Genomic DNA, 26,429 nt, shown 5'->3' with positions numbered 1-26,429 from the left:
TGTGCGGGTCAGATCGGGACGAGGGGTCCCGGCGGGAAAGCCAGGAGCGGGTCATGCAGTTCGGGATCTTCAGCGTCAGCGACATCACCACCGACCCGACCACCGGTCACACGCCGACCGAGGCCGAGCGCATCAAGGACATCGTCACCATTGCCAAGCACGCGGAGGAGGTGGGGCTCGACGTCTTCGCCCTCGGCGAACATCACAACGAGCCGTTCTTCTCCTCGTCGCCCACGACGACCCTCGCCTACATCGCCGCGCAGACCTCGACGCTGCAGCTCAGCACGGCGACCACGCTGATCACGACGAACGACCCGGTCAAGATCGCCGAGGACTTCGCCATGCTGCAGCACCTGGCGGACGGCCGCGTCGACCTGACCCTGGGCCGCGGCAACACCGGGCCGGTCTACCCCTGGTTCGGCAAGGACATCCGCGCGGGGATCCCCCTCGCCATCGAGAACTACGCCCTGCTCCACAAGCTCTGGCGCGAGCACACCGTCGACTGGAAGGGCAAGTACCGCACGCCGCTGCAGTCCTTCACCTCCACCCCGCGCCCGCTCGACGAGATCCCGCCGTTCGTCTGGCACGGCTCGATCCGCAGCCCCGAGATCGCCGAGCAGGCCGCGTTCTACGGTGACGGCTTCTTCGCCAACCACATCTTCTGGCCGGCGTCGCACACCCAGCGGATGATCGCCCTCTACCGCGAGCGCTGGGCGCACTACGGCCACGGCGACCCGGACACCGCCATCGTCGGCCTCGGCGGTCAGGTCTTCATGGCCAAGAACAGCCAGGACGCGGTCAAGCAGTTCCGCCCCTACTTCGACAACGCCCCCGTCTACGGCCACGGCCCGGCTATGGAGGACTTCACCCGGGAGACGCCCCTCACGGTCGGCAGCCCCCAGGAAGTCATCGACCGTACGCTCGGCTTCCGCGATTACGTCGGCGACTATCAGCGCCAGCTCTTCCTCATGGACCACGCCGGCCTGCCGCTGAAGACCGTCCTCGAGCAGCTCGACCTGCTCGGCTCCGAGGTCGTCCCGGTGCTCCGCAAGGAGTTCGCCAACCTCAAGCCGGCCCACGTGCCGGACGCCCCCACCCACGCATCCCTGCTCGCCGCTAAGTCTTCCTCGGAGGTCTCGGTCGCATGAACCAGCGCTCTCTCGTCGTCATCTCGGCGGGGCTGAGCCAGCCGTCGTCCACCCGCCTGCTCGCGGACCGCCTGTCCGCGGCGGCGGTGGACCAGGCCGCCTCCCTCGGCGTCGACCTGACCGTGCGCGTCGTCGAGCTCCGTGACGTAGCGCACGACCTCATGAACCATATGCTGACCGGCTTCCCGCCGGCGGCGCTCAAGGACGTGATCGACGCGGTCTCGGCTGCCGACGGGATCATCGCGGTGACCCCGGTGTTCAACGCCTCCTTCAGCGGGCTGTTCAAATCGTTTTTCGACATCCTCGACAAGGACACGCTGGCCGACAAGCCGGTGCTGATCGCGGCCACCGGCGGCACGGCGCGGCACTCGCTGGCCCTGGAGCACGCGTTGCGGCCCATGTTCGCGTACCTGCGGGCTGTGACCATGCCGACATCCGTCTTCGCCGCCACCGACGACTGGGGTGGCTCCGAAGACCTTCTCCACAGCCGGGTCAACCGCGCCGCGGGCGAACTGGCCAGGGAGATCTCCCGGCGCGAACCCGCCGTGGTCACCGACCCGTTCGCACTCACCGCGTCCTTCGCCGACCTGCTCGGCGCCTGAGCCGGCCCCGCCCCGCCCCGCCCCGGCCTGGCTTGGGTCGGCCTGGCTTGGGTAGGCCTGGCCTGGCCTGGCCGGGTCGGCTTGGCTCGGCCCGCCCTGGGTCGGCAGACTCGGGCCCGGATCGGCCTGCCCGGGCGTGGCAAGATCAACATGCATGACGTTCGTCTCGCTTCGCGCGTGCTCCGAGCGGGGTAGAAATAACGGGACGACAGGGGGACACCATGGGTGAGATCGTGCTCATCCGGCATGGCCAGACCGAGTGGAGCGCCAACGGGCGCCACACCTCGTACACCGATCTGGACCTGACCGAGACCGGCGAACAGCAGGCCCGCGAGGCCGGCAAGCGGTTGCAGGGCCGCACGTTCGCAGCGGTGATCTCCAGCCCGCGCAAGCGGGCCCTGCGCACAGCCGAGCTGGCCGGCCTCACGGTCACCGAGACCACCGAGAACCTCGCCGAATGGAACTACGGCGACTACGAGGGCATCACCTCGGCAACCATCCACGAGACCGACCCGACCTGGAAACTCTGGACCGACGGCGCCCCCGGCGGCGAATCCCCGTCCCAGGTCGCCGACCGCCTCGACAAGGTCCTGGCCCACGCCCGCACCTTCCTCGACCAGGGCGACGTCGCCCTGATCGCCCACGGCCACAGCCTCCGGGTCGCCGGCGCCCGCTGGATCGGCCTCCCCCCGGCCGGCGGAGCCCTCTTCCGCCTCGACACCGCCACGCTGTCCACCCTGGGCTTCGACCACGGCGAACCCGCCATCGACACCTGGAACGCCGCTTCCTGAGCGCTCTCCCGCAGGCCGGTCCCTCTTCCCGGGGCCGGCCGGCTGCCGTTCCACAGCCAGGATCTTCCCTCGCGGGACATCGGTGGCCGGCCACTCTGCTAGCCGGACCCACCCCGGCGCCCGCGCCGCGACCGTTCAACGCGCTACCTTCCGCGGCCCGTCCCTTACGGCCTGCCGCCCGCCGGTCGGTGCCCTACGGCTTGCCGCCCGTGTTTGCCGCCCGTGTTTGCCGCCCGTGTTTGCCGTCCGTGGCCTGCCGTCCGTGGCCTGCCGTCCGTGGCCTGCCGTCCGTGGCCCGCGGCCCGTGCCGGGCGGCCGTTGCAAGGGCCCTGTCCTGCCAGCCCGCCAGCGGCGGGTCAGAGCGGCGCGAGCCCCGGAATGCCGTAGCGCGCGTCGAGCACCTGCATCGCCGCCCCTGCCGCGATCACATCCTCACCCAAACTGGACAGCGTCACCTCCACCGTCAGCCAGTCCGCCCGCGGCACCTGAGTGCGGACAGCCTCCTCAACCGCGTCCCGGTAGACCTTCGCGTGCCGCAGCAGATCCGCCCCCGCCAGCACCACATGCTCCAGATCGAGCGTCTGCAACAGATTGACCACGCCGACCCCGAGCACCTCCGCGGCCCGCGCCACATCACCGGCCTCAACAGCCGCGTCGTGCACCGCCTCGATGCACCCACGCCGCCCGCACGCACACCGCGGCCCGTCCAGCGCGACAACCGTGTGCCCGAACTCGCCGGCATTCGTGTGCGAGCCCCGATGCGCCGCGCCGCCCAGCCACAGCCCCGCCCCCACGCCCGACTCCACCATGATCAGCGCGGCGTCCCGGAAGGCCGCGCCGCGCCGCCAGGCCTCCGCCGTCACCCCCGCGGTCACGTCCTTGTCGAGGTGAACCGGCAGGCCGAGCACATCCTCGGCGAAAGCCCCCAGCGGGATATCGTGCCAATGCCGCATCCTGTGCGCGTCGCGAACGGTGCCGGCCGCGTGGTCCAGCGGCCCGATCATCCCGATGCCGACCCCGGTCAGCCGCCCGTCGATCGCATGCTCCGCGCGCACCTTGTCGATCAGCCCGGCCATCCCGTCGAGCAGATCCCCCGGCGTGAAATCGGCCGGCAGCGGCATCACCCTCGACCACAGCACGGTCCCCGCAAGATCAACCAAGACCATCCGCACCGTACGCCGTGACACGTGCGCCCCGATCGCATAGCGACTGTGGGGGACCAGCTCGTAGACGCCGGCGGGCTTGCCGATCGCGGGCCGGCGCACCCCCGCGGGCGCGACCACACCCTCCTCGACGAGCCGGGCGAGAACCTTGGAGACGGCCTGCGGGGTCAGCCCGGTCGCGTCCGAGACGGTGTTGCGCTCAAACGTGCGCCAGGTGCGGGCAAGGGCCATGACCAGGGCTTCGTTGTAGTCCCGGAGGAAGGTCAGGTCCGCGGCGATGCGGTGCATAGGATCACACTACCCCCTAACGCAACAGCGTTGCTAAAGTCGTCCCCGTGGAACATCTCAGCCCCCGTCACCGCTGGACAGCCCTGCTCGCCCTCGCCTTCGGCGGTGTGGCAGTCGGCCTGACCGAGTTCGTCGCCATGGGGCTGCTCCCCGACATCGCCCGCGGTCTGCTCCCCGACGACTACGCCGCCTCCTCCACCGACGCGGTGGCCAAAGCAGGCTGGATGATCACGGCATATGCGCTGGGTGTCGTCGTCGGCGCCCCGCTGATCGCCGCGCTGACCGCACGCGTGCCCCGCAAGAAGCTGGTCCTGGGCCTCCTGGTCCTGTTCGTGGCCGGCACGATCGGCTCGGCGGTCGCCCCCACGTTCGGTCTCGTTCTCGTCGCCCGGTTCGTCGCGGCACTGCCGCACGGCGCCTACTTCGGCGCGGCCGGCCTGCTCGCGGCGACCCTGATGGGCCCCGGCAACGAGGCCCGCGGCTTCGCGGCGGTGCTGAGCGGCCTGACCGCGGCCAACGTGGTCGGCGTCCCCCTCATCACCAAACTCGGCCAGGCGACGGACTGGCGCGTGGCCTACCTGGTCATCGCCGGCGTCTTCCTGCTCACCCTGCTCGCCGTCGCCCTGACCGTCCCCGAGGTGAAGGCAGCCGAGGGCGGCTCCCCGCGCAACGAGCTCGAAGCACTGCGACGCCCCCAGGTCTGGCTCGTCGCGGCAACGGCGGCTATCGGCTTCGCGGGCTTCTTCGCCGTGGACAGCTACATCGCCCCGATCACCACGGACGTCACCGGCCTCTCCTCGGGCACCGTCCCCTGGGTCCTGGTCGCCGTCGGCCTCGGCATGACGGTCGGCAACGCCCTCGGCGGCTGGTTCGCCGACCGCGACCTGCGCCGCGCCATGCTGATCGGTTTCCCCGCCGTCATCGCCGCCACGATCTTCTTCGGCCTGGCCGCCTCCACCACGATCGGCCTCTTCACCGGAGCCTTCCTGATCGGCGCCACCAGCCTCTTCCTCGGCCCCACCATGCAGGCCCGCCTGATCACCGTCGCCCCCAAAGCCCAGCTCATGGGCGCCGCCCTCAACCAGTCCGCCATGAACATCGCCAACAGCCTCGGCGCAGCCCTCGGCGGCCTGGTCATCGCCCGAGGCTTCGGCTACCTCGCCCCAGCCTGGGTCGGCGTAGCCCTAGCCATAATCGGCCTGGCCCTAGCCGCCACCAGCTTCGCCCTGGACCCCAAACCCCACCCCCACCCGGACTCCACCCCCGATAAACCCCTCCCCGCCCTCCAATAACCCACCGCAAGCTCCAACCCACCCCCAGGCACTCTCCGCAGGGTGTCTGGCCCGCGCCAGCGTTTCGCTCTTGGTATCCGGCCACGCCCGCGCTTTGCTCTTGGTGTCTGGCCCGCGCCCGCGCCCGCGTTTCGTTGGTGTCTGGCTTGCGCCCGCGTTTCGTTGTTGGTGTCTGGCTTGCGCCCGCGTTTCGTTGTTGGTGTTTGGCTTGCGCCCGCGCTTTGCTCTTGGTGTTTGGCCTGCCCCCGCGCTTCGTTCTTGGTGCCTGGCCTTCCCCGGCTGCGTCCGGGGGTCTCGTCTGCGCTCCCGGGCTTGGTGCGATATGACCTGCCGCCGGACCTTGTAGTGGAGAGCGTCCTGCCCCGAGCTTTGTTCCGGGGTCTTGGCTGCGCCCGGCTTCGTGGGGCCTGGCCTGACCCCAGGCTCGGTCCTTGGGGTGTACCCGACCCGCCTCGTTCGTGGGGGCGTGACCTCACCCCGGGCTTTGTCAGTCCTTGGGGCCGGGCTCACCCCGCGCCTTGGTGGTGGGACCTGACCTGCCTGAGGCTTTGTCCTGGGGGCAAGCCCGCCTGCGCGTTGTTTGTGGGGGCTGGCCTGACCCGGGGCCTGGGGCCGGGGCCACCCCGCGTCGTGCTCGTGGGGCCCGGCCGCCGCCCCGGCTCTGTCCTTCGTCGCCTGGCCTGCACGGAGGTGAAGGTCCGGCCACTGGCGCGCCTTTTCCCAGGGGTCCCCGTCGCCGCTGAACCGCGCACCCCGCAGGGCCGAAGGCGAGCCCCGGTGGCCGCGGTGAGTGCATCTGCACACTTGATCATGATCATGGGGGCGGCATGCTGGCGCGGGTGAGTGATCAATACATCCGGTTGATTCCGACGGACAGGCAATGGCAGCCGGATCCCGATGCTGCTGCTGCGGCGGTGAGGTACGTGGCGGGTCTGTTCTCGGGGCCGCAGGATGACGTCGAAGAGGTCGAGGCGGAGTTCTATGACCAGGTCACGCTGGTCGATGCCGGGGAGAACACCACCCGGGTGTTCTGCTCGCAGTGCGGTGCGGACATCGGGGTGGGCTGGTTCTTCGACCTGATCGAGGAGCAGGGCGAGGCCTTCGACAGCCTCGACTTCGAGGTGCCGTGCTGTGGGGCCGTCGCCGCTCTGGACTCGCATCGCTACGACTGGCCGGTGGGGTTCGCCCGCTTCGAGGTGTGCGCCATGAATGCCACGCGGGCCGGGTATGAGCTCGACGGCGCAGAACTCACCGAGGTGGCGAGCCTGCTCGGGCATCCTGTCGCCCAGATTCTCGCGCACTATTGATGATGGATCGTGCGGCACGCAGCCGGACGCCCGCGGTCACGGACTGAGCGGGATCGTGACGGCGTCCTTGGTGGTTGGCCGGACCGGATAGCGGCGGGCGGGGCGCGGCGCCCCTGTCCCCTCACGGAAGCCGGGGGAGGCGGGAACCGCGGGCAAATCTCGTCGCGCGCCGGTCGAGGGCTCAATACAGTGCGTTCCATGCGTCTTGAGATGATCACGCCGGAGAATTATGAGGCGGCGCTGGACATCGCGGTGGCTCCGGGGCAGGAGGATCTTGTTGCGCCGGTGGTGAAGTCGCTCGCGGAGGCGTACGTTTTCCCGGATTTCGCATGGCCGCGCCTGATCTGCGACGGCGACCGGGTGGTGGGTTTTGTGATGGCCTTCATCGGCATTCCCTGGAGCGATGGTGGTCGCCGGTCCGGGCTGTGGCGGTTGAACATCGCCGCGGATGCTCAGGGTACGGGTGGGCCGGAGGGGTTCTATCTCAGGCTGGGTTTCCGGGCGACCGGGGAAGTCAGCCACGGCCAGACCGTCGGCGTCCTCGACCTCTGAGAGATGGGGTCCCGGTATGCACAGCAGCCTGACCGAGCACGCCCGGTGCGTGTACGGCGATGAGTTTCAGCCGGATGCGGTCCCGTGCGCCGCGAACCACGATCCGCACTATTTCATCGAGGCACTGACTTTTGCTGATGCGGACGCCATCCTGGCGATGCTGCGGGAGTTGTCGCCGAACCAGCTGGAGGGGTATCTGCCGGTGTGGGTGCGTAATCTGGCGTACCGGCTGGTGGTGTTGCAGCGGCCCGGTGAGCCGGAGCTGATGCGGGAGGCAGCGTTGAATCTGTGGACGTACGGCCCGGACTGGGACGATATCGCGGCAGACCTGAAGCGCCAGGCCGGAATCCTGGAGTCAGGCGGCGGGGACCATCCAGCCGAGGACGGGGGTTCCCTGCAACGCCACAAGGATGCACATCACGAGCAGTAGCAGGAGGCTCCAGCCGACCACGCGGCGGAAGATGTCGCCCTCCTTGCCGGCCATGCCGACTGCGGAGGCGGCGATGGCGAGGTTCTGGGGGCTGATCATTTTGCCGAGGACGCCGCCGGAGGAGTTGGCCGCCGCGAGCAGGAGCGGGTCGAGGCCCGCCTTGGTCGCCGTCTGGACCTGCAGGGCGCCGAACAGGGCGTTGGCCGAGGTGTCCGAGCCGGTCACCGCCACGCCGATCCAGCCGAGGATCGAGGCCAGGAAGACGAAGGCACCACCGGTTTCTGCAAGGGCCTGGCCCAGGGTGGTGGTCTGGCCACTTTGATTCAGTACGTAAGCCAGCGCCAGCACCGCCATCACCGTCACGATCGCGTGGCGGAGCTCGGCGTAGGTCGCCGCGTAGGCGCGCACAGCCCGGCCGGGGCGGACCCGGAGCACCAGAGCGGTGAGGATGCCCGCGAGGATCATCAGGGTCCCGGCGGCGGACAGCCAGCCCAGCGTGAATGTGGTCGACGCGAGGGGCTTTCCGTTGGCACCGAAGACGTGCAGGCCCGGCCAGCCGAACGCGACCGTCCAGGGTTCCTTGGCGAGGGCTGCTTTCACCACGCCGATGTTCGCGACGGAGAAGATCGCGATGATGATCAGGTACGGCGCATAGGCCCGCGCAACCTCGACCCGAGTATCCCGCACCGCGGTAACCGAGCCGGAGGACCCCGAGCCGGACGGCCCCGAGCCGGAGGACCCCGAGCCGGAGGACCCCGAGCCGGAGGGTCCAGAAGCGGGCGGTCCAGAAGCGGAAGGTACGGGAGTGGACGGCCGGGGAGCGGAAGGCCCCGAGCTGGATGATGCGGGCGCCGGGGGAGGGACAGCGAGGTCGGGGGATTCGATCGGGTGCCAGAAGCGCAGGAGCAGGACCACAGCCGCCGCGGCCAGCAACGCCGCGATGATGTCCGTGAGCGGAACCGAGATGTAGTTCGACGCGACGAACTGCCCCACGGCGAAGACAACGCCCGCCACCAGCGCAGCAGGCCAGGTCTGCCGAACGCCGCGGCGCCCGTCGATCACCGCGACCAGCACCAGGGGTACGACCACCGCGAGCAACGGAGTCTGCCGCCCGACCATGGCGCCGAGCATGTCGGTGTTCAGCCGGGGGTCATCGCTGGCGCCCGAGGTGACCGTCCCGAGGGTGACGATCGGCGTGGCCAGCGCACCGAACGCCACCGGCGCGGTGTTGGCGATCAGAGCCACCGTCGCCGCCCGCAGCGGAGGAAACCCCAGCGCCATCAACATGACCACGGTGACAGCTACCGGCGTACCGAATCCGGCCAGGGCTTCGAGCAGCGCGCCGAAGCAGAACGCCACGATGATGGCCTGGATGCGCATGTCCGGGCTGACCCGTTCCATGGAGCGGCGCAGGACGTCGAAATGCCCGCTCGCGACGGTCAGGTTGTAGACCCAGATGGCGTTGATGACGATCCAGAGGATGGGGAAGAAGCCGAACGCGGCGCCCTCGCTCGCCGACAGCAGGGCCTGCCCGACCGGCATCGTGTAGACGGCGATCGCGACGATCAGCGCGACCACGAGTGAGATCACCCCGGCCAGCCAGGCGCGCATCCGGAGCGCGCCGAGCAGCAGGAAGAGCGTGAGCAGGGGGAGCACCGCGAACAGCGCCGAGAGCCCGACGGAATCGGCGATGGGGTCGGTCACGATCGTGAACTGGTCGGACATGGCTGCCATCCAGGTTCTTCGATGAGTCCTGGAAGGCAATGTAACCGTTATGTAGCCGAGAGGAAACCTACTACGGCGCGGACGTCGCCGAGGCCGCGCGCCACGATCAGCTCGCCGGAGCCCAGTGGCACCCAGGTCCCGGCCCAGGCCCGCCACATGCGCGGATCGGTGGGGACGGTCACCCGGGCGGACCCGCCGGCGGGCAGGGAAACGGCGGACCAGCCCATGAGGCGTACGGGATGAGCCGTGTCGTCCGGTCTGAAGTAGACCTGCACCACCTCGCGGCCGGGGCGCGCCCCCGTGTTGGTGACTGTCACGGCCACCGACGGCGGCGTGCCGGCAACGACCTCAGCGAAAGAATAGTCCCAGGTGGTGTAGCCCAGCCCGTGCCCGAACCAGAAGGCCGGCGCCGGAGCCAGCCCCGCGTCATGCCCCCGATACCCCGCGAACCGCCCCTCGGAGTAGGCGAGCACACCGTCCACCGGGGTGACCGACCACGCGGGTGATCCCCCGTCCGAATCCGGGAACGTCGTCACGAGCCGCCCTGCCGGTTCGATGTCCCCGAGCAGCGCCGCGGCGATCGCATGACCCGCCTCCTGACCGGGCAGCCCGGCCCAGAGAACGGCGTCGACCCGGGTACGCCACGGCATGATCACCGGGCTGGCCGCGTTGACCACGACGATCGTCCGCCGCGCGGCTCCCGCAACGGCCTCGACCAGCGCGTCCTGTGCTCCGGGCAGGTGCAGCGTGCTCTTGTCGACGCCCTCGGTCTCCTGCTCCTCGGTCAGCCCGACCACTACGACGGCGACATCCGCGTCAGCCGCCGCGCGGACCGCGTCGTCGATCACGTCGACGGTTTCCCGCCGGGCCGGCCGTCCGATCAGGCCGAACAGGCCCGCGGCGCTGAACGCGTCGGTTCCCGAGCCCAGCCGCACGGACGCCTCGAACGTCGTGCCCGCCGTCACCGTGTGCACCCCCGTGGACAGGGGCGGCACAACGAGTTCCTCGCCGAAGTTACGCCCCGTGGTCGACAGCGAGAACGATGACTCGCTGTCACCGATCCGGACGGTCCAGTCGCCGGAGCCGAGCACACCGAGCTCGGCCGCGCCGGACCGGGTGATCACGGCGGACAGGACCACGGTGGCGACCGGCTCGGCGTAGCGTTCGTCGAGGCCGGCCGTGGTGGTGGCGTCGGCCGCGTGCCGCCGCTCCAGCTCGGTGCCGCTTTCGGAGAGCAGCTTCACGCGTACGCCCGAAGTGCCGGTTTCCCCGTCCTCGAGAAACCCACTGCGCGCGGGCACCGGCCTGCTCCGAACCTCGACCCCGTCGACCACGGTGACCCGATCACCCAGCGCACCACGCAGCCCGTCGGCGACACTGACCTGGTAGGGCGGGGTGACATGCGCCGACCCCCCGCCCATGCCGATCGTCTCCACCGCATGCCGCCCGATCACCGCAACGGTCCGCGCCCGATCGAGCGGCAACGTCCCGTTCTCATTGACCAGCACCGTCATCCCCTGCGCCGCCAGCCGCGTCAGCTGAGCCCGCCGCGCAGCACTGTCCGGCGCCGGGCCACGGTGGTCGCTGCGAGTGCCTTCCTTGAGCGCGCCCACCCGCGCGGCGAGCAGCAGCAACCGCCCGAGATGGTCGTCGATCACCGCCTCACCGACCTCGCCGGACTCCACCGCGGCGACCAGCGCCTCGCCCCACGGCCCGCGCGGCCCGGGCATGACGAGGTCCAGCCCGGCGTTCGCGGCCGGGCCGGCCGAGCGGGCCGCGAACCAGTCGGACATGACCAGCCCCCGGTAGCCCCATTCGCCCTTGACGATGCCGGTGATCAGCTCACGATGCTCGGTGGCGGGCGTACCGTTCACCCGGTTGTAGGCCGCCACCATCGCCCACGGGTCCGCATCGGCGACCACGATCTCGAACGGCAGCAGCGCCACCTCACGCAGCGTCGCCTCGTCCAGCTCACTGCTCATGGTGTTGCGCGCGGTCTCGCTGTCGTTGGCGACCAGATGCTTGAGGGCGGCACCGACACCGAGGTCCTGCATCGCGCGGACGGCGGCAGCGGCCAGCTTCCCGGTGAGCAGCGGATCCTCGGAGTACGCCTCGAAGAGCCGCCCGCCCAGCGGCGAGCGCGGCAGGTTGACGGTGGGCCCGAGCACCACGTGCACCCCGCGGGCGAGGGCCTCCTCGGCGAGGATCCGGCCCGCCTCGGCCGCCGCGTCCTCGTCCCAGAACGCCGCGAGCAGCGTCGGGTTGGGCAGCAGCACAGCGGTCGGCCCGCCGCTGAACGTGGCACCCCGTACCCCGGCCGGACCGTCGGAGACCCGCACCTCGCGCAGTCCGATCGACTCCCGCGAGGCCAGCGTGAACGCCGAGGCGCCGGTCAGCAGCGTGACCTTCTCCGGCAGCAGCAACGACCGGACAAGCGCACCGCGACCCGCACTCTCCGACGACTTCACCCGATGATCTTCGCTGGTCGCGGGAGCGGCGCCGGGACCGACACCCCCTCAGCGGCCGATGATCCCGCGGGCCAGGGCGCTCAGCAGGGCGCAGTGGGTGAACGAGTCGGTGATCTCGCCGGCGGCGATGCCCGCCATCAGCTCGGCGGCGGTCAGCCAGCGGACGTCCGCGACCTCCCGGGTGCCGTCCGGCGCGCCGGGCAACTCCGAGTAGGTGGCGTGGAACAGGTGCACGGTCGAGGCCAGCAGTCCCGAGTTGGGGGTCACCGCGCCGATCGCTTCGAGCGTGTCGGGCGCCGCCCCGAGCTCCTCCTTGAGCTCCAGCTCCGCCGAGTAGAGCGGAACGCCGGCGGCGAACCCGCGCGGAATGCCCCACTCCCACGACCGCGTCGGGTAACGGTAGGTGAGCACCTGCGCGAACCGGCCCGCGTGCGAGGCCAGCATCGCCACTCCCGGCCGCCCCTCGGACTCGACGATGCGCAGGTAACGGCCCCGGGAATCGTCCGCGAACGCCACGTCGTCGTCGTAGACGGTGACGAACCTGTTCTCGTAGACGCGGCGTTCGCGCAGCGTACGGATCATGCGGCCCTCCCGGGGTCAGCGATAGTCCATCGTGTCCGATACGAGCGACGGCGACCAGCGGTCGGACAGTTCCCCCGCGCGCGCCGCGGCATGGCGCACGGCCTCGCGTTCGCGGAACACGTCGGTCAGGTAGTTCGCGACGCTGGCCAGGGCCGCTCCCGCTCCGGCACCGGCGAGCACCAGGGCCGGGTCGCCGGTCAGCACGCCCACCCCGCCGCCGAGCAGGCTCCCGCCGATGTTGAGCGGTGCGGCCTTCACATGCGCCCACATGCTGGTCCCGGTGTTCGTGGCGCGGGCGATCTCCAGGGAGTGCTCGGCGTGCCGGCTGATCAGGTAGCGGATGCGCCCGTCCGCGGAGGTGATCTCGAGCAGCTCGTCACGTAGGCGGCGTACCTCCTGCCAGGTCAGCCAGCCGCTCAGCGCCCGGTCGTCGACCAGCTCGGCGGTCTTGGCGCTGAGCGCCAGGCCCATGCCGTTCTTGGCCGCGAGGATCGCCGTCTCGTAGTCGGGGGCGTCGGTGTTCAGGCCCTCGGCGCCGAGCGTGGCCCGGACCAGGCCGTTGTAGGAGATGTTCACGAGCCCGTTCAGCTTCGCGACGGCTTCCGGGCCGGGCTCCAGGGTCCGGATCAGGCTGCGCCACTGGCTGCGGGTCCGCAAGGACGAGGGATCCGACCGTACGCGGGAGAGCAGCGCGACGACGACCGGATCTTCGGGGAGTGTCTCGAGGCCGGCCTGCACGCGGGCAGCGAGACCGTCGCCGGGCGGTGCCGTCACGCGCATCGGCAGCCCGGCGTCGCGCAGGGCCCGGTCGATCTCCACCAGCGCGGCGAGGCGCTGGCGCAGAGGCCCGTCGGCGATGCCGTCCACGCCGGGCACGTCCCGGGCGAGCTGGGCGGCCAGTTCCCGGCGTAGCTCCGGGTGCTCGTGCAGCTCGGGCCAGGACGAGAATTCGAAGTCGTCGCGCAGCAGCGCCGAGCCGAACGCGTTGAGCAGGCTGAACCGGTCGGCCGGGTCAGTGGTGTCGCGCAGCAGCGGGTTGTCGACGATGCGCACCTGGATAGCGCCGCGGCGCAGCAGGCCGAGCACGGCAAGGGTCTCGTCGTCGTAGCGCTGCACCGCGCCGAGCACGAGCGGCCCGTCGAATGCCTGCGCGGGGGAGAGGATCGGCGTCACCCCACCGGCCAGCATGTGGATCATCAGTACGCCGGCGGCCTCGACGATGCGGCGGTCGACCTGGGTGGCGGCGGGCGCGAACCCGACGGGGTCCAGGGCGCCGAAATACGCGGACCGCACCATGCCGCCCCCAGACGTGTCGCCCCCAGCTGTGTGGTCGGGTCGTCACCCAAGGTATCGGCTGCGGTCAACGTGTGCGAGGGGGTTCCCGTTTGTCATGGGACCCACAGGTTTTGCACACGCAGCCCCAAGGCTGGTGGCGAAAGGTAGGGGGTGTTGGGAACGGGACACGGCTTGGGGGAGTCCGAGATGCTTGTGCAGCTGAATCGCACCGATCAGAACGAGGCGTTCGCGCCCAACCACGTGACCGGGAAGGCCGACGTCAACACACCGCGGCCCGATCCGGTCGTCGCCGTGCTGGGCTATCACGGGCGGGTCGCCGGGCTCGGCGCGCACCTGCCGAGCGGGTGGTCGGTGCGGCACGCGGCCGGGCTCGACGACATCCGCGCCGACGACATCGTCCTGGTCAGCGGCGCGAAGGTGCTCGACGTCGTGGGTGCGCGGGCCGTCCTGCCGCGCCGGACCAGGATCGTGGCCCTGCTCGACGACGACGCTGCGGCCGAGCTGGTCGCCGGCGTCCTGTCCGCCGGCGCGGACGTCTGCGTGCGCGGCGGCCAGCCCGCGATCCTCGCCGGTCACCTCGTCGCCTGCCGCCGCCGCCAGCTCACCGACCGCTGGATGAACCTCGAGATCGCCTAGTCCCGAGACCGCCTAGTCCCGAGATCGCCTGGGCCCCGAGATCGCCTGGGCCCCGAGATCGCCTGGGCCCCGAGATCGCCTGGGCCCCGAGATCCAGTCGTCCGGAACAAAAAGATGCCGGCGCCCGTGGGAGCGCCGGCATCAGCTCGTGCGGAGGGCGGTGGGTCAGGGGGTCGGCGACGCGCTGGGCGTCGGGGCGAGGGCCTTGCAGGCCTCGACCGCCTTCTTGGTGGTGGCGTCCGTGGTGTTCAGCGGCGTGCCCTCACCGAGGGTCACACCGTGGTCCGTCAGGCACGTGCGGTAGGCGGCGCTCATGCCGTTGCCCCGGCCCTGGCCGTTTCCGTTGCCGCCGCCCGCCCGGCCGCTGGGCCGCACCGACGCGCACGCGGTCTGCGCCTTTGCCCAGGTCGCGTCGTCGACGCCCTCGGGCTTCTGGAAGCCGCCCCCGCCACCCGGGAAGCCGCCACCACGCTGGCCACCGGCGCCCGCGCTGCCGGAGGGCCGCGGCATACCCGACGGGAAGCCGCCACCCTGGGGACCACCGGACGGGAAGGCACCGCGCGACGCTCCGCCGTTGCGGGCCATGCCGGACGGCATCGTGATGGTGACGCCGTTCTGGCTCAGACAGCTCTGGTAGGCGGCGAACCCGTTGGCACCGTTGCCGTTACCGCCGCCGGATGCGTCGGTGGACGAGGAGTCCGATCCGCCGCCGCACGCCGCGGTGACGAGCAGCGCCGCGGAAGCGACGAACAGGCCCGCGAGGCGGCGCGGGGTCATTCTTTTGTTCAGCGGCACGGGTCTCTCCTTGGGTACGCGGACACGACGGTCCAGAGAAGACCGCCCACCTCCTCGCTACGTGGGACGACCCTCGGAATTAGCTATGAGCGGCGGCCGGAGCTTCCGAGGTAACTCCCAGGCGGGACCGAGCCCACGGCGAGGCCGGGCCGGAACACTCTGCCGACATGGGTATCGGTATGGCCGCCTGGCGCGGGGGAAACCGGCGATGGGTGTGGCTGACGGCCGGTGTGGTCGTGGTGCTGGTGCTCGTCGCGGGAGTGGTGTGGGCGCTGACCGCCGACGCGGATGAGAAACCGGTGGCCGCCGCGACGACGGTGGCGGTGGACAAGGGTGCGGTGACCTCGGAGGTCGCCACGACCGGGACGTTGCAGCCGGCGCAGACGCGCAACCTGTCGTTCACCGTCGCCGGGACCGTGGAGAGCGTGAAGGTGCGCGCAGGCACGGTCGTCACCGCCGGTCAGGATCTGGCCAGTATCGGTGACGACGACGCCGCTACCACGGTCGACGAGGCTCAGGACACCCTCGCCGACGCGCAGGACGCGCTGACCGAGGCTCAGGACGCCGCGGCCGAGGCGACGTCCACGCCGACGACGTCGACGACCGGGTGTGTCGCCCCGGCGGCGTACGCGGATCCGGCGCCCAGCGCGAGCAGCAGCGCCACCGCGAGCCCGACGCCGAGCCGGACCAGCACGTCCCCGACCCCGGCGGTGACCACCAAGCCCACCACCAAGGCGCCGACGAAGGCGCCGGCAAGAACCACGAATCCGGCACGCGGCGGCGGGGCGGCCCCCACCACGAAGTCGAACCAGAACTGCACCACCACCACTGGCGGCGGGAGCACCGGCGGCGGGAGCACCGGCGGCGGGAACACCAGCGGCGGGCAGCAGGGTGGGGGACAGGGCAGCGGCGGCGACGCGGTGCTCAGCGCGCAGCAGCGGGTGAACCAGGCCGAGGTGGCCCTGGAGAACGCCGAGGACAACCTCGACGGCACCACGATCACCGCGCCGATCGCCGGCCGGATCCTTTCGGTCTCCGGCAAGGTCGGCAGCCAGGTGAGCAGCGGTTCCACGTTCATCGCCCTGGCCGACGTCTACGACATGCAGGTCAGCGCGGACTTCCCGGAGGCCGACGCGGACCGGCTCGCCGTGCGCCAGAAGGCCACCATCGGGCTCGCGGACCGGGCGGGCGACACCCTCGGCGCCACCGTGGTCCAGGTCGACCCGATCGGGACGAGCGACGGCACGCTGGTCCGCTATGGCGTAGTGCTCTCCTTCGACGACGCCCCCAAGGATCTGCTCGTCGGGCAGAGCGCTTCGGTGCGGGTGACCACCGGTTCGGCGCAGGACGTCCTGCGGGTGCCGAGCACCGCCGTGCACGACGTGGCCGGGGACAGCGGAACTGTGCTGCGCGACGGGGCTCAGGTCAAGGTCGTTATCGGGCTGCGCGGGGACCAGTACACGGAGATCAAGTCCGGGCTCACCGAGGGCGAGGCAGTGGTCCGATCGTGGTGACCTCAGCGGGCTCTCACGCAATTCATGGGAAATTCAAAGGAACCGTTGATAGTTCTTCCCAGTGCATTCCGATACGCGAGGTTCCGTCGCCCTGTCCGAGCCGCCGGTCGCCCGGCCGACCCGGGTCCTGGTGGTCGACGACGAGCCCAACATCTCCGCGCTGCTCTCGGCCACGTTGCGCCTGGTCGCCTTTGACGTCCGGGTCGCCGAATCGGGCCACGGGGCGCTGGTCGCGGTCGAGGACTTCGACCCGGACCTGGTCGTCCTGGACGTGATGCTGCCGGACCTGGACGGTTTCGAGGTCGCCCGGCGCCTGCGGGCCGCCGGGCGCGGCACGCCGGTGCTGTTCCTGACCGCCCGGGACACCGTCGAGGACCGGGTCGCGGGGCTGACCGCCGGCGCGGACGACTACGTCGCCAAGCCGTTCAGCCTCGAGGAGGTCGTGCTCCGGATCCGGGCCATCCTGCGGCGCAGCCAGCCCGAGCTGGGCCCGGAGGAGACCGGCGTCCTGCGCTACGCCGACCTGGAGATGGACGAGGACGCCCACGAGGTGCGCCGCGCCGGTCGGCTGATCGACCTGTCGCCGACCGAGTTCAACCTGCTCAAGTACCTGATGATCAACTCGGGCCGGGTGGTCAGCAAGGCCCAGATCCTCGACCGGGTCTGGAAGTACGACTTCGGCGGCGACGGGCGCATCGTCGAGTCGTACGTCTACTACCTGCGCCGCAAGATCGACAAGACCGGCCAGCCACTCATCCACACCGTCCGCGGGGTGGGGTACGCCTTGAGGTTGCCACGAAACGACGACTGATGATCAGGCGGTGGGGGCACTGGACCCTGCGTTCCCGACTGGTGCTGGTCGTCGGGGCGCTGGCCGCGGTCGCCCTGATCCTGGCCAACATCGCCGGGCTGGTGCTGATCCGCGGCTATCTGCGGGACCGCATCGACGAGCAGCTCACCGGCATGGTCCGGCCGTTCTCGTCGAGCGCGCGCCCGGACTTTCCGGCCGGCAACGGTTTCGCCGCGCGGCGGATGCTGCGCCTCGGTCCGGACCAGGTCGTGTATGTCTACACGGCGACCGGCACCCTCGACCCGGAGCGCAGCTCGACCGCCGACGCGACCATGCCGCCGGTGCAGCCGCTGAGCGAGGTGCAGGCGCGCGCCGCGAGCGGCGAGCCGTACACCGTGGGTGCCACCGACGGCAGCACCGACTGGCGGTTGCTGGCGGTTCCCATGACCGACACCGGCGGCGTCGCGGTGATCGGCTCGTCGATGTCGGAGGTCGCGCAGACCGTCGACCGGCTGATGGCCATCGACGCCGGGGTCACGCTGCTCGTGCTGGCGCTGCTCGCGGCCGGCTCGGCGTTCGTGGTGCGGATCGGGTTGCGCCCGCTCACCGACATGGAACGGCTGACGACGGCGATCTCGGCCGGCAACCTCTCCGGGCGGGTCGCGGACACCGATCCGCACACCGAGCCCGGCCGGCTCGGCGGGGCGCTCAACCTGATGCTGTCGCGCATCGAGGCCGAGGTCTCGGCGCGGACGGCCTCCGAGCGCCGGTTGCGCCAGTTCGTCGCGGACGCCTCCCACGAGTTGCGTACGCCCCTCACGTCGATCCGCGGCTTCGCCGAGCTGTACCGGCGCGGGGGAGCACCGCCCGGCCCCCAGCTCGACGAGACGATGAGCCGGATCGAGGGCGAGGCCGGGCGGATGGGCGTCCTCGTGGAGGACCTGCTGCTGCTCGCCCGGCTGGACCAGAAACGGCCGCCGGTGCTGCGCCCGGTGGACCTGCTGGAGATCGCCGCCGACACGATCCGCGACGCGCACGCCCGGGTGCCCGACCGCCCGGTACGCCTCGCCGCACTGGACGACGACAGCGACACGTTCGAGCCGCCCACGGTTCTCGGTGACGAGCACGGGCTGCGCCAGGTCGCCACGAACCTCGTCGCGAACGCGTTGCAGCACACCACGTCGGCCACCGTGACGGTGCGGGTCGGGCGGGTCGAGCGGTACGTGCCACGACGGGGAGTGGTGTCGTCGGGCGTGGCCGCTCTGGGCGTACCCCTCGCGGTCATGGAGGTCTCGGACGACGGCCCGGGCGTGCCCGCCGAGCACGCGCCCCGGGTCTTCGAACGGCTCTACCGGGCCGATTCCAGCCGGACCCGCGGCAAGGGCGGCGGTTCGGGCCTGGGTCTGTCCATCGTGGCCGCGATCGTCACCGGCCACGGCGGGTGGGTGGAACTCGACTCCACGAGGGGTAAGGGCGCCACTTTCCGGGTACTGATCCCCGCTGAGGGTGACCGGCCGTGAACTTCTAAGGTGGCTCCCAGGTTACGCCGAACCTCCCTTGAGGGGGCGTCGCCACAGTGTCCGTCATGCCTGCCCCCCGCCTGGGTTCCCTGCGCCGCCCCACCGTGGCGGTCAACGCCGCCCTCGGGCTCCTGCTCGTCGGTGGCGCCTTCTGGGCGTACGAGACGTTGTCCGGCCCGGACACCGGTACCGCCGCAGCGGCGTCGACCCGTTCCGTACAAGTCCAGCAGGGCACCGTCACCGCCTCAGTCACCGCCGACGGCTCGCTGGAGAGCGCCAGCTCGGCCAGCGCCAGCTTCGTCACCGGCGGCACCGTCACCAGCATCTCGGTCAAGGTCGGTGACAAGGTCAAGAAGGGCCAGGTCCTGGCCAAGGTCGATCCGGCCGCCGCGAACCGTACGCTGAACGCCGCCAACGCCGACCTCGACGCCGCTCAGGACTCCCTGGCCCGTGCCGAGGACGCCGGCTCCGACACGAGCACCGCGTCGAACGAGGTGACGCAGGCCCAGCTCGCCGTCGACGAGGCGGAGGCCGGGGTCACCGGCACGACGCTGAAGGCCCCGATGACCGGCACCGTGGTCGCCGTCAACGGCACGCTCGGCAGCTCCTCCTCGGGCACCGGCACGTCGTCGTCCTCCTCCGGAAGCCAGGGCGGCGGCAGCCAGGGCGGTGGTCAGTCCTCCACCACCACGTCCTCGTCGTCCTCGACGAGTGAGGGCTTCATCGACATCGCCGACCTGACGAAGCTGCAGGTGACCGCCGCGTTCGCCGAGGCCGACGCGACGAAGCTCAAGGAGAAGCAGACCGCGACCGTCACCTGGAACGCGCTCAGCGGCACCGAGCAGAGCGCCAAGGTCGTCGCGGTCGACCCGCAGGCCACCACCAGCAACAACGTCGTCACGTACGGCGTCACGCTCAGCCTCGACAAGGTGCCCACCGGCGCGAAGCCCGGCCAGACGGTCTCGGTCTCGGTCACCACGGGTTCGGTCACCGACGCGCTCTACGTCAACTCGGCGGCGCTCACCAGCGTCGGCAACCGGCACACGGTCACCGTGCTGGCCAACGGCGTCGAGGAGACCCGCTCGGTGGAGATCGGCCTCGAGGGCGACCAGGCCACCGAGATCACCTCCGGGCTGACCGCGGGCGAGCAGGTCGTCATCAAGACCACCACCACGACCACGAGCGGCACCGGGACCGGCGGCGGCTTCGGCGGCCTGACCGGCGGGGGCGGCGCGCCCGCCGGCGGCGGCGGTTTCCAGGGCGGCGGCCAGGGGCGGGGCACCCGATGAGCAAACCCGTCCTCGACGTCCGCGAGCTCCGCAAGATCTACGGCACCGGGGAGGCCACCGTGCACGCGCTGCGCGGGGTCTCGCTCACCGTGGAACGCGGCGACTACGTGGCGATCATGGGCTCGTCCGGCTCCGGCAAGTCGACGCTGATGAACATCCTCGGCGCCCTCGACGTGCCGACCTCGGGTCAGTACCTGCTGGACGGCGTGGACGTCAGCCGGCTCGCCGACCGCCAGCTCGCCCTGGCCCGGAACCGGCTCATCGGGTTCATCTTCCAGGCGTTCAACCTCATTCCGCGTACGTCGGCCGTGGCGAACGTCGAACTCCCGCTCGCGTACGCCGGGGTCAAACCCAAGGAGCGGCGCCGCCGGGCGATGGCCGCGCTGGACGTCGTCGGGCTCGCCGACCGCGCCAAGCACGAGCCCAACCAGCTCTCCGGCGGCCAGCAGCAGCGTGTCGCGGTGGCCCGGGCCCTGGTCACCGAGCCGGCCCTGCTGCTCGCCGACGAGCCCACCGGCAACCTGGACTCCCGCTCGACCGATGACGTGCTGGAGGTCTTCGACCAGCTCAGCCTTGCCGGCCGGACCATCGTGATCATCACCCACGAGACCGAGGTCGGCGATCGCGCCAAGCGGCTGATCCGCCTCGTCGACGGCAGCATCGTCCTCGACCGGCGCCAGGCCCCGGTCCTCAGCGCGGCAGGACGGCACAGTCTATGAGTTTCTTCGAAGTAGTGCGGTTCGCGCTGCGCGGGCTGTCGGCTAACAAGCTGCGGTCGGCGCTGACCATGCTCGGTATCCTGATCGGCGTCGCCGCGGTCATCCTGCTCGTCGCGGTCGGCAACGGCTCGGCGAAGGCGATCAGCGACCGGATCGAGGCGCTGGGCACCAACACGATCACCGTCATGAGCTCCGGCGGCGGTGGCGGTGGCAGCTCCACGGCCAAGCTGACCCCGGAGATCGCCGACGCGCTGATCGACCCGACGCTGGCCCCGGACGTCGCCTCGGTGTCGCCGGTGGTCAGCTCCTCGGCCACGCTCACGTACGAGGGCACCGACCACGACGTGACCAGCTTCGTCGGCACCACCGCGGGCTGGTTCACGGCCTCCAACACCCCGGTGGGCACCGGGGCCGGCTTCACCGCCGACGACGAGGCCCAGGCCCGGCGGGTCGTGGTCATCGGCCAGACCGTCGCCGAGGAGCTCTTCCCCGGCGTCGACCCGATCGACAAGCAGGTCACCGTCAGCGGCGCCCTGTTCACGGTGGTCGGGGTGCTGAAGGAGAAGAGCTCGACCGGCTTCCAGGACAGCAACGACACCGCGGTCGCCCCGCTGTCGGCGGTGCGCGAGGTCCTCACCGGGTACGGCTCGATCAACTCGATCCTCGTCGAGGCGACCGACCCCGGCAAGGTCGACGCCGTGCAGTCCGAGGTCACCACGATCCTCAACCAGCAGCTCAAGGTCGACGCGACCAGCGGCAGCACGAGCACGCCGTACCGGATCCAGAACGCCTCCCAGCTGCTGGAGACGCAGACCGAGACGGCCGACACCTTCACCACGCTGCTCGGCGCGGTGGCCGCGATCAGCCTGCTGGTCGGCGGCATCGGCATCACCAACATCATGCTGGTCACGGTCACCGAACGGACCCGTGAGATCGGCATCCGCAAGGCGCTCGGGGCACCCCGGCGGGTCATCCTCACCCAGTTCCTCATCGAGGCCACGCTGCTCAGCGTCCTCGGCGGCGCGCTGGGGGTGGCGGCCGCGCTGATCGGCAGCAGCTTCACGATCGTCGGGGTGAAACCGGTCATCGTGCCCAGCTCCGTCGGGCTCGCCCTCGGCGTCTCCATCGCCATCGGACTGTTCTTCGGTGGCCTGCCCGCCAGCCGCGCCGCCCGGCTGCGCCCCATCGACGCCCTGCGTTACGAGTGAGGACCGCTGTGACCCCTTCGAACGACGACACCGCCGTCCTGCGGGTGCCCCCGGCGCCGGCCGACGACGATCTCAACCACGAGGACGGCCTCGCCACCGAGCTCGCCAAGGCCGCACCCCGGCAGTGGTGGAACAAGGTGACGATCGGCCTGCTCGGCGGCGTGCTGCTGGTCGGCGGCTTCGTCGGCGGCCTCGAGGTGCAGAAGAACTACGGCACCAGCGCCACAGCCGCCGGACGCGCGGGCGGCGCGGGCGGTGCTGCCGGCCGCGGAAACTTCGGCGGCTATGGCGGCACCAACGGTGGCGGTTTCCCGGGCGGGGGCCAGAACTCCGGCGGCGGCGCGGCACCTGGAGCGGCGGCCCCTGGGGCGTCCGCTGCCGCCGCCGGACCGACCACCGGCAAGATCAAGCTGGTGGACGGCACGACCATCTACGTCGAGACCTCCGACGGCAGCGTCGTGACCGTGCGCACCAGCGGCGACACCAAGGTGCAGACGGCGTCGACCGGCAAGCTCAAGGACTTCAAGGCCGGCGACCCGGTCAGCGTCCAGGGCAGCGCCGACGCCGACGGCACCGTCACCGCGACCACCGTTACCAAGAGCAAGTAGTCACAGCGGCCTGACCGTCAGGATCTGCTCGGCGCGGCCCACCGGCCCGTGCACGTCGTGCAGTGCCGTGCTGGTCAGGCCGTGGCCGTCGGGGCCGAACGTGACCGTGGTGTCCAGCCCGGTCCACGACCCCGACGGCTGCCGGTAGAGGTGGATCGTGAGGTCCAGGTTGGGGAACATCCACTCCTTCGGCGACTCGCGCACCACGATGCCGTTCGCGGTGTCGACCAGCTTCACCCACTCGGCCAGCGGGCTCGCCGGCTCGTCGCGCACCAGGGTTGCCGACGAGCCGACCCAGACGGCGCCGCGCCCGGGCCGGACCTCCCCGGCGGGGCGGGTCTCGATCGAGGTGATGTAACCGCCGGGCCAGACATCCGACATCTCGTACGCCGGCAGCGTCGCGGGATCCGGCAACGGCTCCGGCAGGCCCCCGGCGACCGCGGACGTGTCAGCACCCGCCATCCGCCAGACCCGCGCGCGGACGGCGGGGCGCCCGCGTGCCACGACGACGGCCTCCAGCAACTCGATCGTGCGGCCGGGACGCACCACCTCGACGGTCAGCTCGAACTCCTCAAGCTTGAGCACGCCGAGGATGTCCATGCTGATCCGCGCGGTCGCCAGCCCGTCGCCGCCCCGAGCCTCGACCAGCCGGTCCACCTCGTGCGTGATCAGCCCGGTCATCGGGGCGATGTGCTGCTCGTCGGTGGCCCAGGCGCCCCCGGTCAGCTCGGACGGCTGGAACCGGTGCTCGCCGGTGCGCGCGAAGTAGCTGTTCACAGGATGGAGCGTAAACGGGAACCATCACACCGGTGATCTGACCAAACCCGTATGCATAGTTGTTGATGCGTGTAACGGAACCTTCCTAGTCTGAATGCATCGACAAGTGTTCACCGGGGAGATGACTCGTGGTTGTGCTCGGCAGGGCGGCACTGCTGTCCGCCATCGAGGCGCGGCTCAGCGCCGGTGGCGGGGTCGCGCTGCGCGGTCCCGAGGGCATCGGCAGGAGCGCGCTGCTCGACGTCGTGTCGGCCGCGGCCGCGGCGCGGGGAGAGCTCGTCGTGCGGCTGCGGGCCGTCGAGGCCGAGCGACTCCTTCCGTACGCCGGGATCGCCGACCTCGTGGCCCAGTTGCCGAGCGCCGCCGTCGCCGCCCTGCCCCCGGCCCACCGCGCGGCCCTGACCGGTCTGCGCCGCGGCGCCACGCCGCGCGCCGGTGCCCCCGCCCTGGCCCGCCGGCTCGTGCTGCCGGGCCTGCTCGCGTGGTGCGCACGCACGGCTCCGGTGCTGCTGGTCCTCGACGACGTGCAGTGGCTCGACGCGGCGTCCGCCGGGCTGATCGGGTTCGCCATGCGCCGCGGTCCCGGGCCGCGGATCCGCGTGGTCGCCGCCCAGCGCCACCCGGGTGACGCCGGGCCGCACCGCGCCGCGCGGCTGTGCCCGGCCCCCGTCTCCGATCTGCTGGTGCCGCCGCTGGGCGCCGACGACCTCACCGAGCTCCTCGAATCGCGCGGGCTGCCCTGCCGCACGGCGACCCGGCTGCACGAGGCGAGCGGCGGCAACCCGTTCCTGGCCCTGGAGCTCGGCGGTGCGGTCGCCCCGGGTCCCGCGTGGCGGCCCGCGCCGCTGCCCGAGCCGGTGCGCGCGCTGCTGCGGCGCCGGCTCGACGCCGTCCCGCCGGCGGTGAAGTCGACGTTGCTGGTCGCGGCGCTGGCCACCGAGCCGGTGCGGCCCACGCTGGTGCGCGCCGGGTATGAGGACGCCGTCCGCGATCTGCGCACGGCCGCCGCCGCGGGCATCGTGGAGCTGGACGGGGAGACGATCCGGTTCACGCCGCCGGCGCTGGCCACCGTGCTGGCCGAGGACGCCGGCGCGGCCCGCCGCGCGGGGGTGCACGACGCGCTCGCCGACGCGGCGCTGGACGAGACCGTGGCGGTGCGCCACCGGGCCCTGCGCAGCGGACGCCCCGACGCCGACGTCGCCCGCGATCTGGTCGCCGCCGCCGAGCGTGCCCTCGCCCGCAGCGCCGGGCGTACGGCCGCCGAGCTCTACCTGCTGGCCGCCGACAGGTGCCCGCGCAGCCTCGCCGCGGAACGCTTCGGCTGGCTGATCGCCGCCGCCGGCACCGCCGCGACCGCGGGCGCTCCCGAGATCGCGGGACGAGCGGCCGAGGCCGTGATCGCCGCCGTCGATGCGCCGGCGCCGTTCCGCGTACGAGCCAGGGTCGTGCTGCTCGACCTGGCCGGACAGGCCCTCGCCGACATGGGGGAGACGTTCGCCGCGGCGGTGCACGAGGCCGGCGACGATCCGGCGCTGCTCGCACCCGTGCGGCTGCGCCAGACCTGGGCGGCGTTCCTGATCGGTGACGTGAACGCCGCAGTCGGGCACGCGTCGGCGTCGGCCCGGGCGGCACGCACGGCGGGGGACAGCGGCACCGAGGCGATGGCGTTGTGCGCGCTCGCCCAGGTCCAGCGGCTGCGCGGGGAGGAGACCTGGCGGCTGACGTTGCAGCGGGCCCTGCGCCTGCCCGCCACGCTGCTGCCGGGCTGGCTGCACATGAGCCCGCGCTACGCGGCCGCCCGGTTCGCGATGATGGACGACCGCCTCGACGAGGCCCGCGCCGAACTGCTCATGCTGCTCGCGGTCGCGGAACAGGACCGCACCGGCGAGGCTCTGGTCGAGGTGCTGCGCAGCCTGTCGGAGGTGGCGACCCGGGCGGGCCGCTGCAGAGACGCCCTGGGGTACGCCCACCGCGCCGTCGCCGCCGCCGGCCGCGCGGGTCTCAGCCCGGGACCCACCTGGTACACGGCGGCTGTCGCGGAGCTCGCCGGTGGAAGTCTCGCGGCCGCTTCCGGATATGCGCGCCGCGGCGTACGAGCCTCCGAACAGGAGGGTGACGCCCTCTACCTGCGCCGCAACCTGCATGCCCTGGGCCAGGCCGAACTGCGCGCAGGCGACGCACGGGCCGGGGTCGCCGCCCTGCGCCGGCTGCGCGACCTCAGCGACGCCGGCGACCCGATGATCGTGCGCTGGCAGGGTGATCTGGCGGCCGGCCTGGCGACGCTGGGGGAGCACGAGGAAGCCGCCGCGACCCTCGCCGACGCCCGCGCGGCAGCCGTACGCCTCGGTGCCGGTCCCGCGCTGGACGGCTACCTCGACCGCGCCGCCGCGATGGTCATGTCGGAGAGCGGCGAACCCGATTCCGCGGTACGCCTCTCCGAGTCGGCGGCGCAGCGCTTCGAAGGCCTGCACCAGCCCCTCGAACAGGCCCACGCCCTGCTCGTCCAGGGCGGCGCGGAACGCCGTCGCCGCCGCTACGCCGCCGCGCGGGTGGCGATCGGGGCGGCGCTCGCGATCTTCCTGGCCGCCGAGGCGAAACCGTGGACCGAGCAGACCGAGCGCGCGCTGGCGCGTACCGAAGGAACCACCGCACCCCCCGCGGACCTCGGCCTGACCTTCACCGAGGCCCGCATCGCGGGCCTGGTCCGCGACGGCGCGAGCAACCGCGAGATCGCCGCCCAGCTGTTCCTCAGCGTGAAGACGGTCGAGGCGACCCTGACCCGCGTCTACCGCAAACTCGGCGTGCGCTCCCGCACCCAGCTGTCCCAGCGCCTGCCCGCGGTCCGTATCTTCCCGGATCCAGAAACGTCGATCAACGCTTAATGGTCGTTAGAATAAGCTCTGTTGTGGTGCAAAACACGGCAGCGCCC

At 71.6% G+C, this 26,429-nt stretch carries 23 protein-coding genes; 16 read left to right on the top strand and 7 right to left on the bottom strand.

What is annotated here, in order from left to right:
* Positions 1–53: 53 nt before the first annotated feature.
* The 3 genes from Ahu01nite_RS35200 to Ahu01nite_RS35190 all read left to right on the top strand — a co-directional run bounded on the left by Ahu01nite_RS35200 (position 54) and on the right by Ahu01nite_RS35190 (position 2,541).
* A complete protein-coding gene (locus tag Ahu01nite_RS35200) occupies positions 54–1,148 on the top strand; it encodes an LLM class flavin-dependent oxidoreductase (RefSeq protein WP_203841045.1) in 1,095 nt (364 codons plus the stop codon).
* Positions 1,145–1,750: an FMN reductase gene (locus Ahu01nite_RS35195; protein ID WP_203841044.1), complete on the top strand. Its 606-nt coding sequence runs from the start codon at positions 1,145–1,147 to the stop codon at positions 1,748–1,750. The genes Ahu01nite_RS35200 and Ahu01nite_RS35195 overlap by 4 nt, the downstream gene beginning before the upstream one ends.
* A gap of 221 nt (positions 1,751–1,971) precedes the next feature.
* Entirely contained in the window at positions 1,972–2,541 is a 570-nt protein-coding gene (locus Ahu01nite_RS35190; protein WP_203841043.1) for a histidine phosphatase family protein, read from the top strand.
* Between the two features lie 356 nt (positions 2,542–2,897).
* Here the strand turns inward: Ahu01nite_RS35190 and Ahu01nite_RS35185 are convergent, their stop codons facing one another.
* Positions 2,898–3,992, bottom strand: coding sequence for an ROK family transcriptional regulator (locus Ahu01nite_RS35185; protein WP_203841042.1), 1,095 nt, complete (start codon positions 3,990–3,992; stop codon positions 2,898–2,900).
* Between the two features lie 47 nt (positions 3,993–4,039).
* On the opposite strand from Ahu01nite_RS35185, the gene Ahu01nite_RS35180 reads away from it, so the two are divergent.
* The 4 genes from Ahu01nite_RS35180 (at position 4,040) to Ahu01nite_RS35165 (ending at position 7,573) form a co-directional block, all read left to right on the top strand.
* Positions 4,040–5,284 carry an MFS transporter gene (locus Ahu01nite_RS35180; protein ID WP_203841041.1) on the top strand — a complete coding sequence of 415 codons (1,245 nt, stop codon included), beginning with the start codon at positions 4,040–4,042 and terminating at the stop codon, positions 5,282–5,284.
* Between the two features lie 839 nt (positions 5,285–6,123).
* A complete protein-coding gene (locus tag Ahu01nite_RS35175; RefSeq protein ID WP_203841040.1) occupies positions 6,124–6,591 on the top strand; it encodes a hypothetical protein in 468 nt (155 codons plus the stop codon).
* 198 nt (positions 6,592–6,789) lie between these two features.
* Positions 6,790–7,143 (top strand): GNAT family N-acetyltransferase, encoded by a 354-nt coding sequence (locus Ahu01nite_RS35170; protein ID WP_203841039.1) that lies wholly within the window; start codon positions 6,790–6,792, stop codon positions 7,141–7,143.
* A gap of 16 nt (positions 7,144–7,159) precedes the next feature.
* Positions 7,160–7,573 (top strand): hypothetical protein, encoded by a 414-nt coding sequence (locus Ahu01nite_RS35165; protein WP_203841038.1) that lies wholly within the window; start codon positions 7,160–7,162, stop codon positions 7,571–7,573.
* On the opposite strand, the gene Ahu01nite_RS35160 is transcribed toward Ahu01nite_RS35165, so the two are convergent.
* Genes Ahu01nite_RS35160 through Ahu01nite_RS35145 form a run of 4 tightly spaced genes read right to left on the bottom strand, consistent with a single transcriptional unit; the run spans position 7,499 to position 13,644 of the window.
* Positions 7,499–9,298 carry an L-lactate permease gene (locus tag Ahu01nite_RS35160; protein ID WP_307794652.1) on the bottom strand — a complete coding sequence of 600 codons (1,800 nt, stop codon included), beginning with the start codon at positions 9,296–9,298 and terminating at the stop codon, positions 7,499–7,501. The genes Ahu01nite_RS35165 and Ahu01nite_RS35160 overlap by 75 nt on opposite strands.
* Positions 9,299–9,345: 47 nt before the next feature.
* Entirely contained in the window at positions 9,346–11,766 is a 2,421-nt protein-coding gene (locus Ahu01nite_RS35155) for a glycoside hydrolase family 3 C-terminal domain-containing protein (RefSeq protein WP_203841036.1), read from the bottom strand.
* 48 nt (positions 11,767–11,814) lie between these two features.
* On the bottom strand, positions 11,815–12,348 hold the full coding sequence (locus Ahu01nite_RS35150) for an NUDIX hydrolase (protein ID WP_203841035.1): 534 nt from the start codon (positions 12,346–12,348) through the stop codon (positions 11,815–11,817).
* Between the two features lie 15 nt (positions 12,349–12,363).
* On the bottom strand, positions 12,364–13,644 hold the full coding sequence (locus tag Ahu01nite_RS35145; protein ID WP_203841034.1) for a hypothetical protein: 1,281 nt from the start codon (positions 13,642–13,644) through the stop codon (positions 12,364–12,366).
* A gap of 186 nt (positions 13,645–13,830) precedes the next feature.
* Between Ahu01nite_RS35145 and Ahu01nite_RS35140 the strand changes: the two genes are divergently transcribed.
* The gene (locus Ahu01nite_RS35140; protein ID WP_203841033.1) at positions 13,831–14,280 is read left to right on the top strand and encodes a hypothetical protein; all 450 of its coding nucleotides are present in this window, start codon (positions 13,831–13,833) and stop codon (positions 14,278–14,280) included.
* Between the two features lie 165 nt (positions 14,281–14,445).
* Here Ahu01nite_RS35140 and Ahu01nite_RS35135 read toward each other — a convergent pair whose 3' ends face one another.
* Positions 14,446–15,075, bottom strand: coding sequence for a hypothetical protein (locus tag Ahu01nite_RS35135; protein WP_239159389.1), 630 nt, complete (start codon positions 15,073–15,075; stop codon positions 14,446–14,448).
* A 167-nt stretch (positions 15,076–15,242) separates the two neighbouring features.
* Here Ahu01nite_RS35135 and Ahu01nite_RS35130 point away from each other — a divergent pair, with 167 nt between their 5' ends.
* The 7 genes from Ahu01nite_RS35130 (at position 15,243) to Ahu01nite_RS35100 (ending at position 22,723) form a co-directional block, all read left to right on the top strand.
* Positions 15,243–16,589, top strand: a complete 1,347-nt coding sequence (locus Ahu01nite_RS35130; protein ID WP_203841032.1) for an efflux RND transporter periplasmic adaptor subunit — start codon at positions 15,243–15,245, stop codon at positions 16,587–16,589.
* Positions 16,590–16,650: 61 nt separating this feature from the next.
* Complete coding sequence (locus tag Ahu01nite_RS35125) at positions 16,651–17,400, top strand: response regulator transcription factor (protein ID WP_275411802.1); 750 nt, start codon at positions 16,651–16,653, stop codon at positions 17,398–17,400.
* Positions 17,400–18,899 carry a sensor histidine kinase gene (locus tag Ahu01nite_RS35120; protein WP_203841031.1) on the top strand — a complete coding sequence of 500 codons (1,500 nt, stop codon included), beginning with the start codon at positions 17,400–17,402 and terminating at the stop codon, positions 18,897–18,899. Before Ahu01nite_RS35125 ends, Ahu01nite_RS35120 begins: the two co-directional genes overlap by 1 nt.
* Before the next feature lie 65 nt (positions 18,900–18,964).
* Entirely contained in the window at positions 18,965–20,188 is a 1,224-nt protein-coding gene (locus tag Ahu01nite_RS35115; protein ID WP_203841030.1) for an efflux RND transporter periplasmic adaptor subunit, read from the top strand.
* Entirely contained in the window at positions 20,185–20,907 is a 723-nt protein-coding gene (locus tag Ahu01nite_RS35110) for an ABC transporter ATP-binding protein (protein WP_203841029.1), read from the top strand. The genes Ahu01nite_RS35115 and Ahu01nite_RS35110 overlap by 4 nt, the downstream gene beginning before the upstream one ends.
* Positions 20,904–22,115: an ABC transporter permease gene (locus Ahu01nite_RS35105; protein WP_203841028.1), complete on the top strand. Its 1,212-nt coding sequence runs from the start codon at positions 20,904–20,906 to the stop codon at positions 22,113–22,115. Before Ahu01nite_RS35110 ends, Ahu01nite_RS35105 begins: the two co-directional genes overlap by 4 nt.
* 8 nt (positions 22,116–22,123) lie before the next feature.
* A complete protein-coding gene (locus Ahu01nite_RS35100; protein WP_203841027.1) occupies positions 22,124–22,723 on the top strand; it encodes a DUF5666 domain-containing protein in 600 nt (199 codons plus the stop codon).
* On the opposite strand, the gene Ahu01nite_RS35095 is transcribed toward Ahu01nite_RS35100, so the two are convergent.
* Positions 22,724–23,500: a thioesterase family protein gene (locus Ahu01nite_RS35095; protein ID WP_203841026.1), complete on the bottom strand. Its 777-nt coding sequence runs from the start codon at positions 23,498–23,500 to the stop codon at positions 22,724–22,726.
* Between the two features lie 128 nt (positions 23,501–23,628).
* On the opposite strand from Ahu01nite_RS35095, the gene Ahu01nite_RS35090 reads away from it, so the two are divergent.
* Positions 23,629–26,382, top strand: coding sequence for a helix-turn-helix transcriptional regulator (locus Ahu01nite_RS35090; RefSeq protein WP_203841025.1), 2,754 nt, complete (start codon positions 23,629–23,631; stop codon positions 26,380–26,382).
* The last annotated feature ends 47 nt before the right edge of the window (positions 26,383–26,429 follow it).

It is taken from the genome of Winogradskya humida (assembly GCF_016862215.1).
Classification (GTDB): Bacteria; Actinomycetota; Actinomycetes; order Mycobacteriales; family Micromonosporaceae; genus Actinoplanes; species Actinoplanes humidus.
Note: the sequence above shows the minus strand (reverse complement) of the source record. Positions and strands in the feature narration are given on the sequence as shown.

Excerpts from the sequence above, each read along its gene's own strand:
- Ahu01nite_RS35150 (WP_203841035.1), bottom strand. The coding sequence starts at position 12,348 with ATGATCCGTACGCTGCGCGAACGCCGCGTCTACGAGAACAGGTTCGTC.
- Ahu01nite_RS35165 (WP_203841038.1), top strand. The coding sequence starts at position 7,160 with ATGCACAGCAGCCTGACCGAGCACGCCCGGTGCGTGTACGGCGATGAG.
- Ahu01nite_RS35195 (WP_203841044.1), top strand. The coding sequence starts at position 1,145 with ATGAACCAGCGCTCTCTCGTCGTCATCTCGGCGGGGCTGAGCCAGCCG.
- Ahu01nite_RS35120 (WP_203841031.1), top strand. The coding sequence starts at position 17,400 with ATGATCAGGCGGTGGGGGCACTGGACCCTGCGTTCCCGACTGGTGCTG.
- Ahu01nite_RS35105 (WP_203841028.1), top strand. The coding sequence starts at position 20,904 with ATGAGTTTCTTCGAAGTAGTGCGGTTCGCGCTGCGCGGGCTGTCGGCT.
- Ahu01nite_RS35140 (WP_203841033.1), top strand. The coding sequence starts at position 13,831 with ATGCTTGTGCAGCTGAATCGCACCGATCAGAACGAGGCGTTCGCGCCC.
- Ahu01nite_RS35160 (WP_307794652.1), bottom strand. The coding sequence starts at position 9,298 with ATGTCCGACCAGTTCACGATCGTGACCGACCCCATCGCCGATTCCGTC.
- Ahu01nite_RS35110 (WP_203841029.1), top strand. The coding sequence starts at position 20,185 with ATGAGCAAACCCGTCCTCGACGTCCGCGAGCTCCGCAAGATCTACGGC.
- Ahu01nite_RS35185 (WP_203841042.1), bottom strand. The coding sequence starts at position 3,992 with ATGCACCGCATCGCCGCGGACCTGACCTTCCTCCGGGACTACAACGAA.
- Ahu01nite_RS35190 (WP_203841043.1), top strand. The coding sequence starts at position 1,972 with ATGGGTGAGATCGTGCTCATCCGGCATGGCCAGACCGAGTGGAGCGCC.
- Ahu01nite_RS35200 (WP_203841045.1), top strand. The coding sequence starts at position 54 with ATGCAGTTCGGGATCTTCAGCGTCAGCGACATCACCACCGACCCGACC.
- Ahu01nite_RS35170 (WP_203841039.1), top strand. The coding sequence starts at position 6,790 with ATGCGTCTTGAGATGATCACGCCGGAGAATTATGAGGCGGCGCTGGAC.
- Ahu01nite_RS35115 (WP_203841030.1), top strand. The coding sequence starts at position 18,965 with ATGCCTGCCCCCCGCCTGGGTTCCCTGCGCCGCCCCACCGTGGCGGTC.
- Ahu01nite_RS35145 (WP_203841034.1), bottom strand. The coding sequence starts at position 13,644 with ATGGTGCGGTCCGCGTATTTCGGCGCCCTGGACCCCGTCGGGTTCGCG.
- Ahu01nite_RS35130 (WP_203841032.1), top strand. The coding sequence starts at position 15,243 with ATGGGTATCGGTATGGCCGCCTGGCGCGGGGGAAACCGGCGATGGGTG.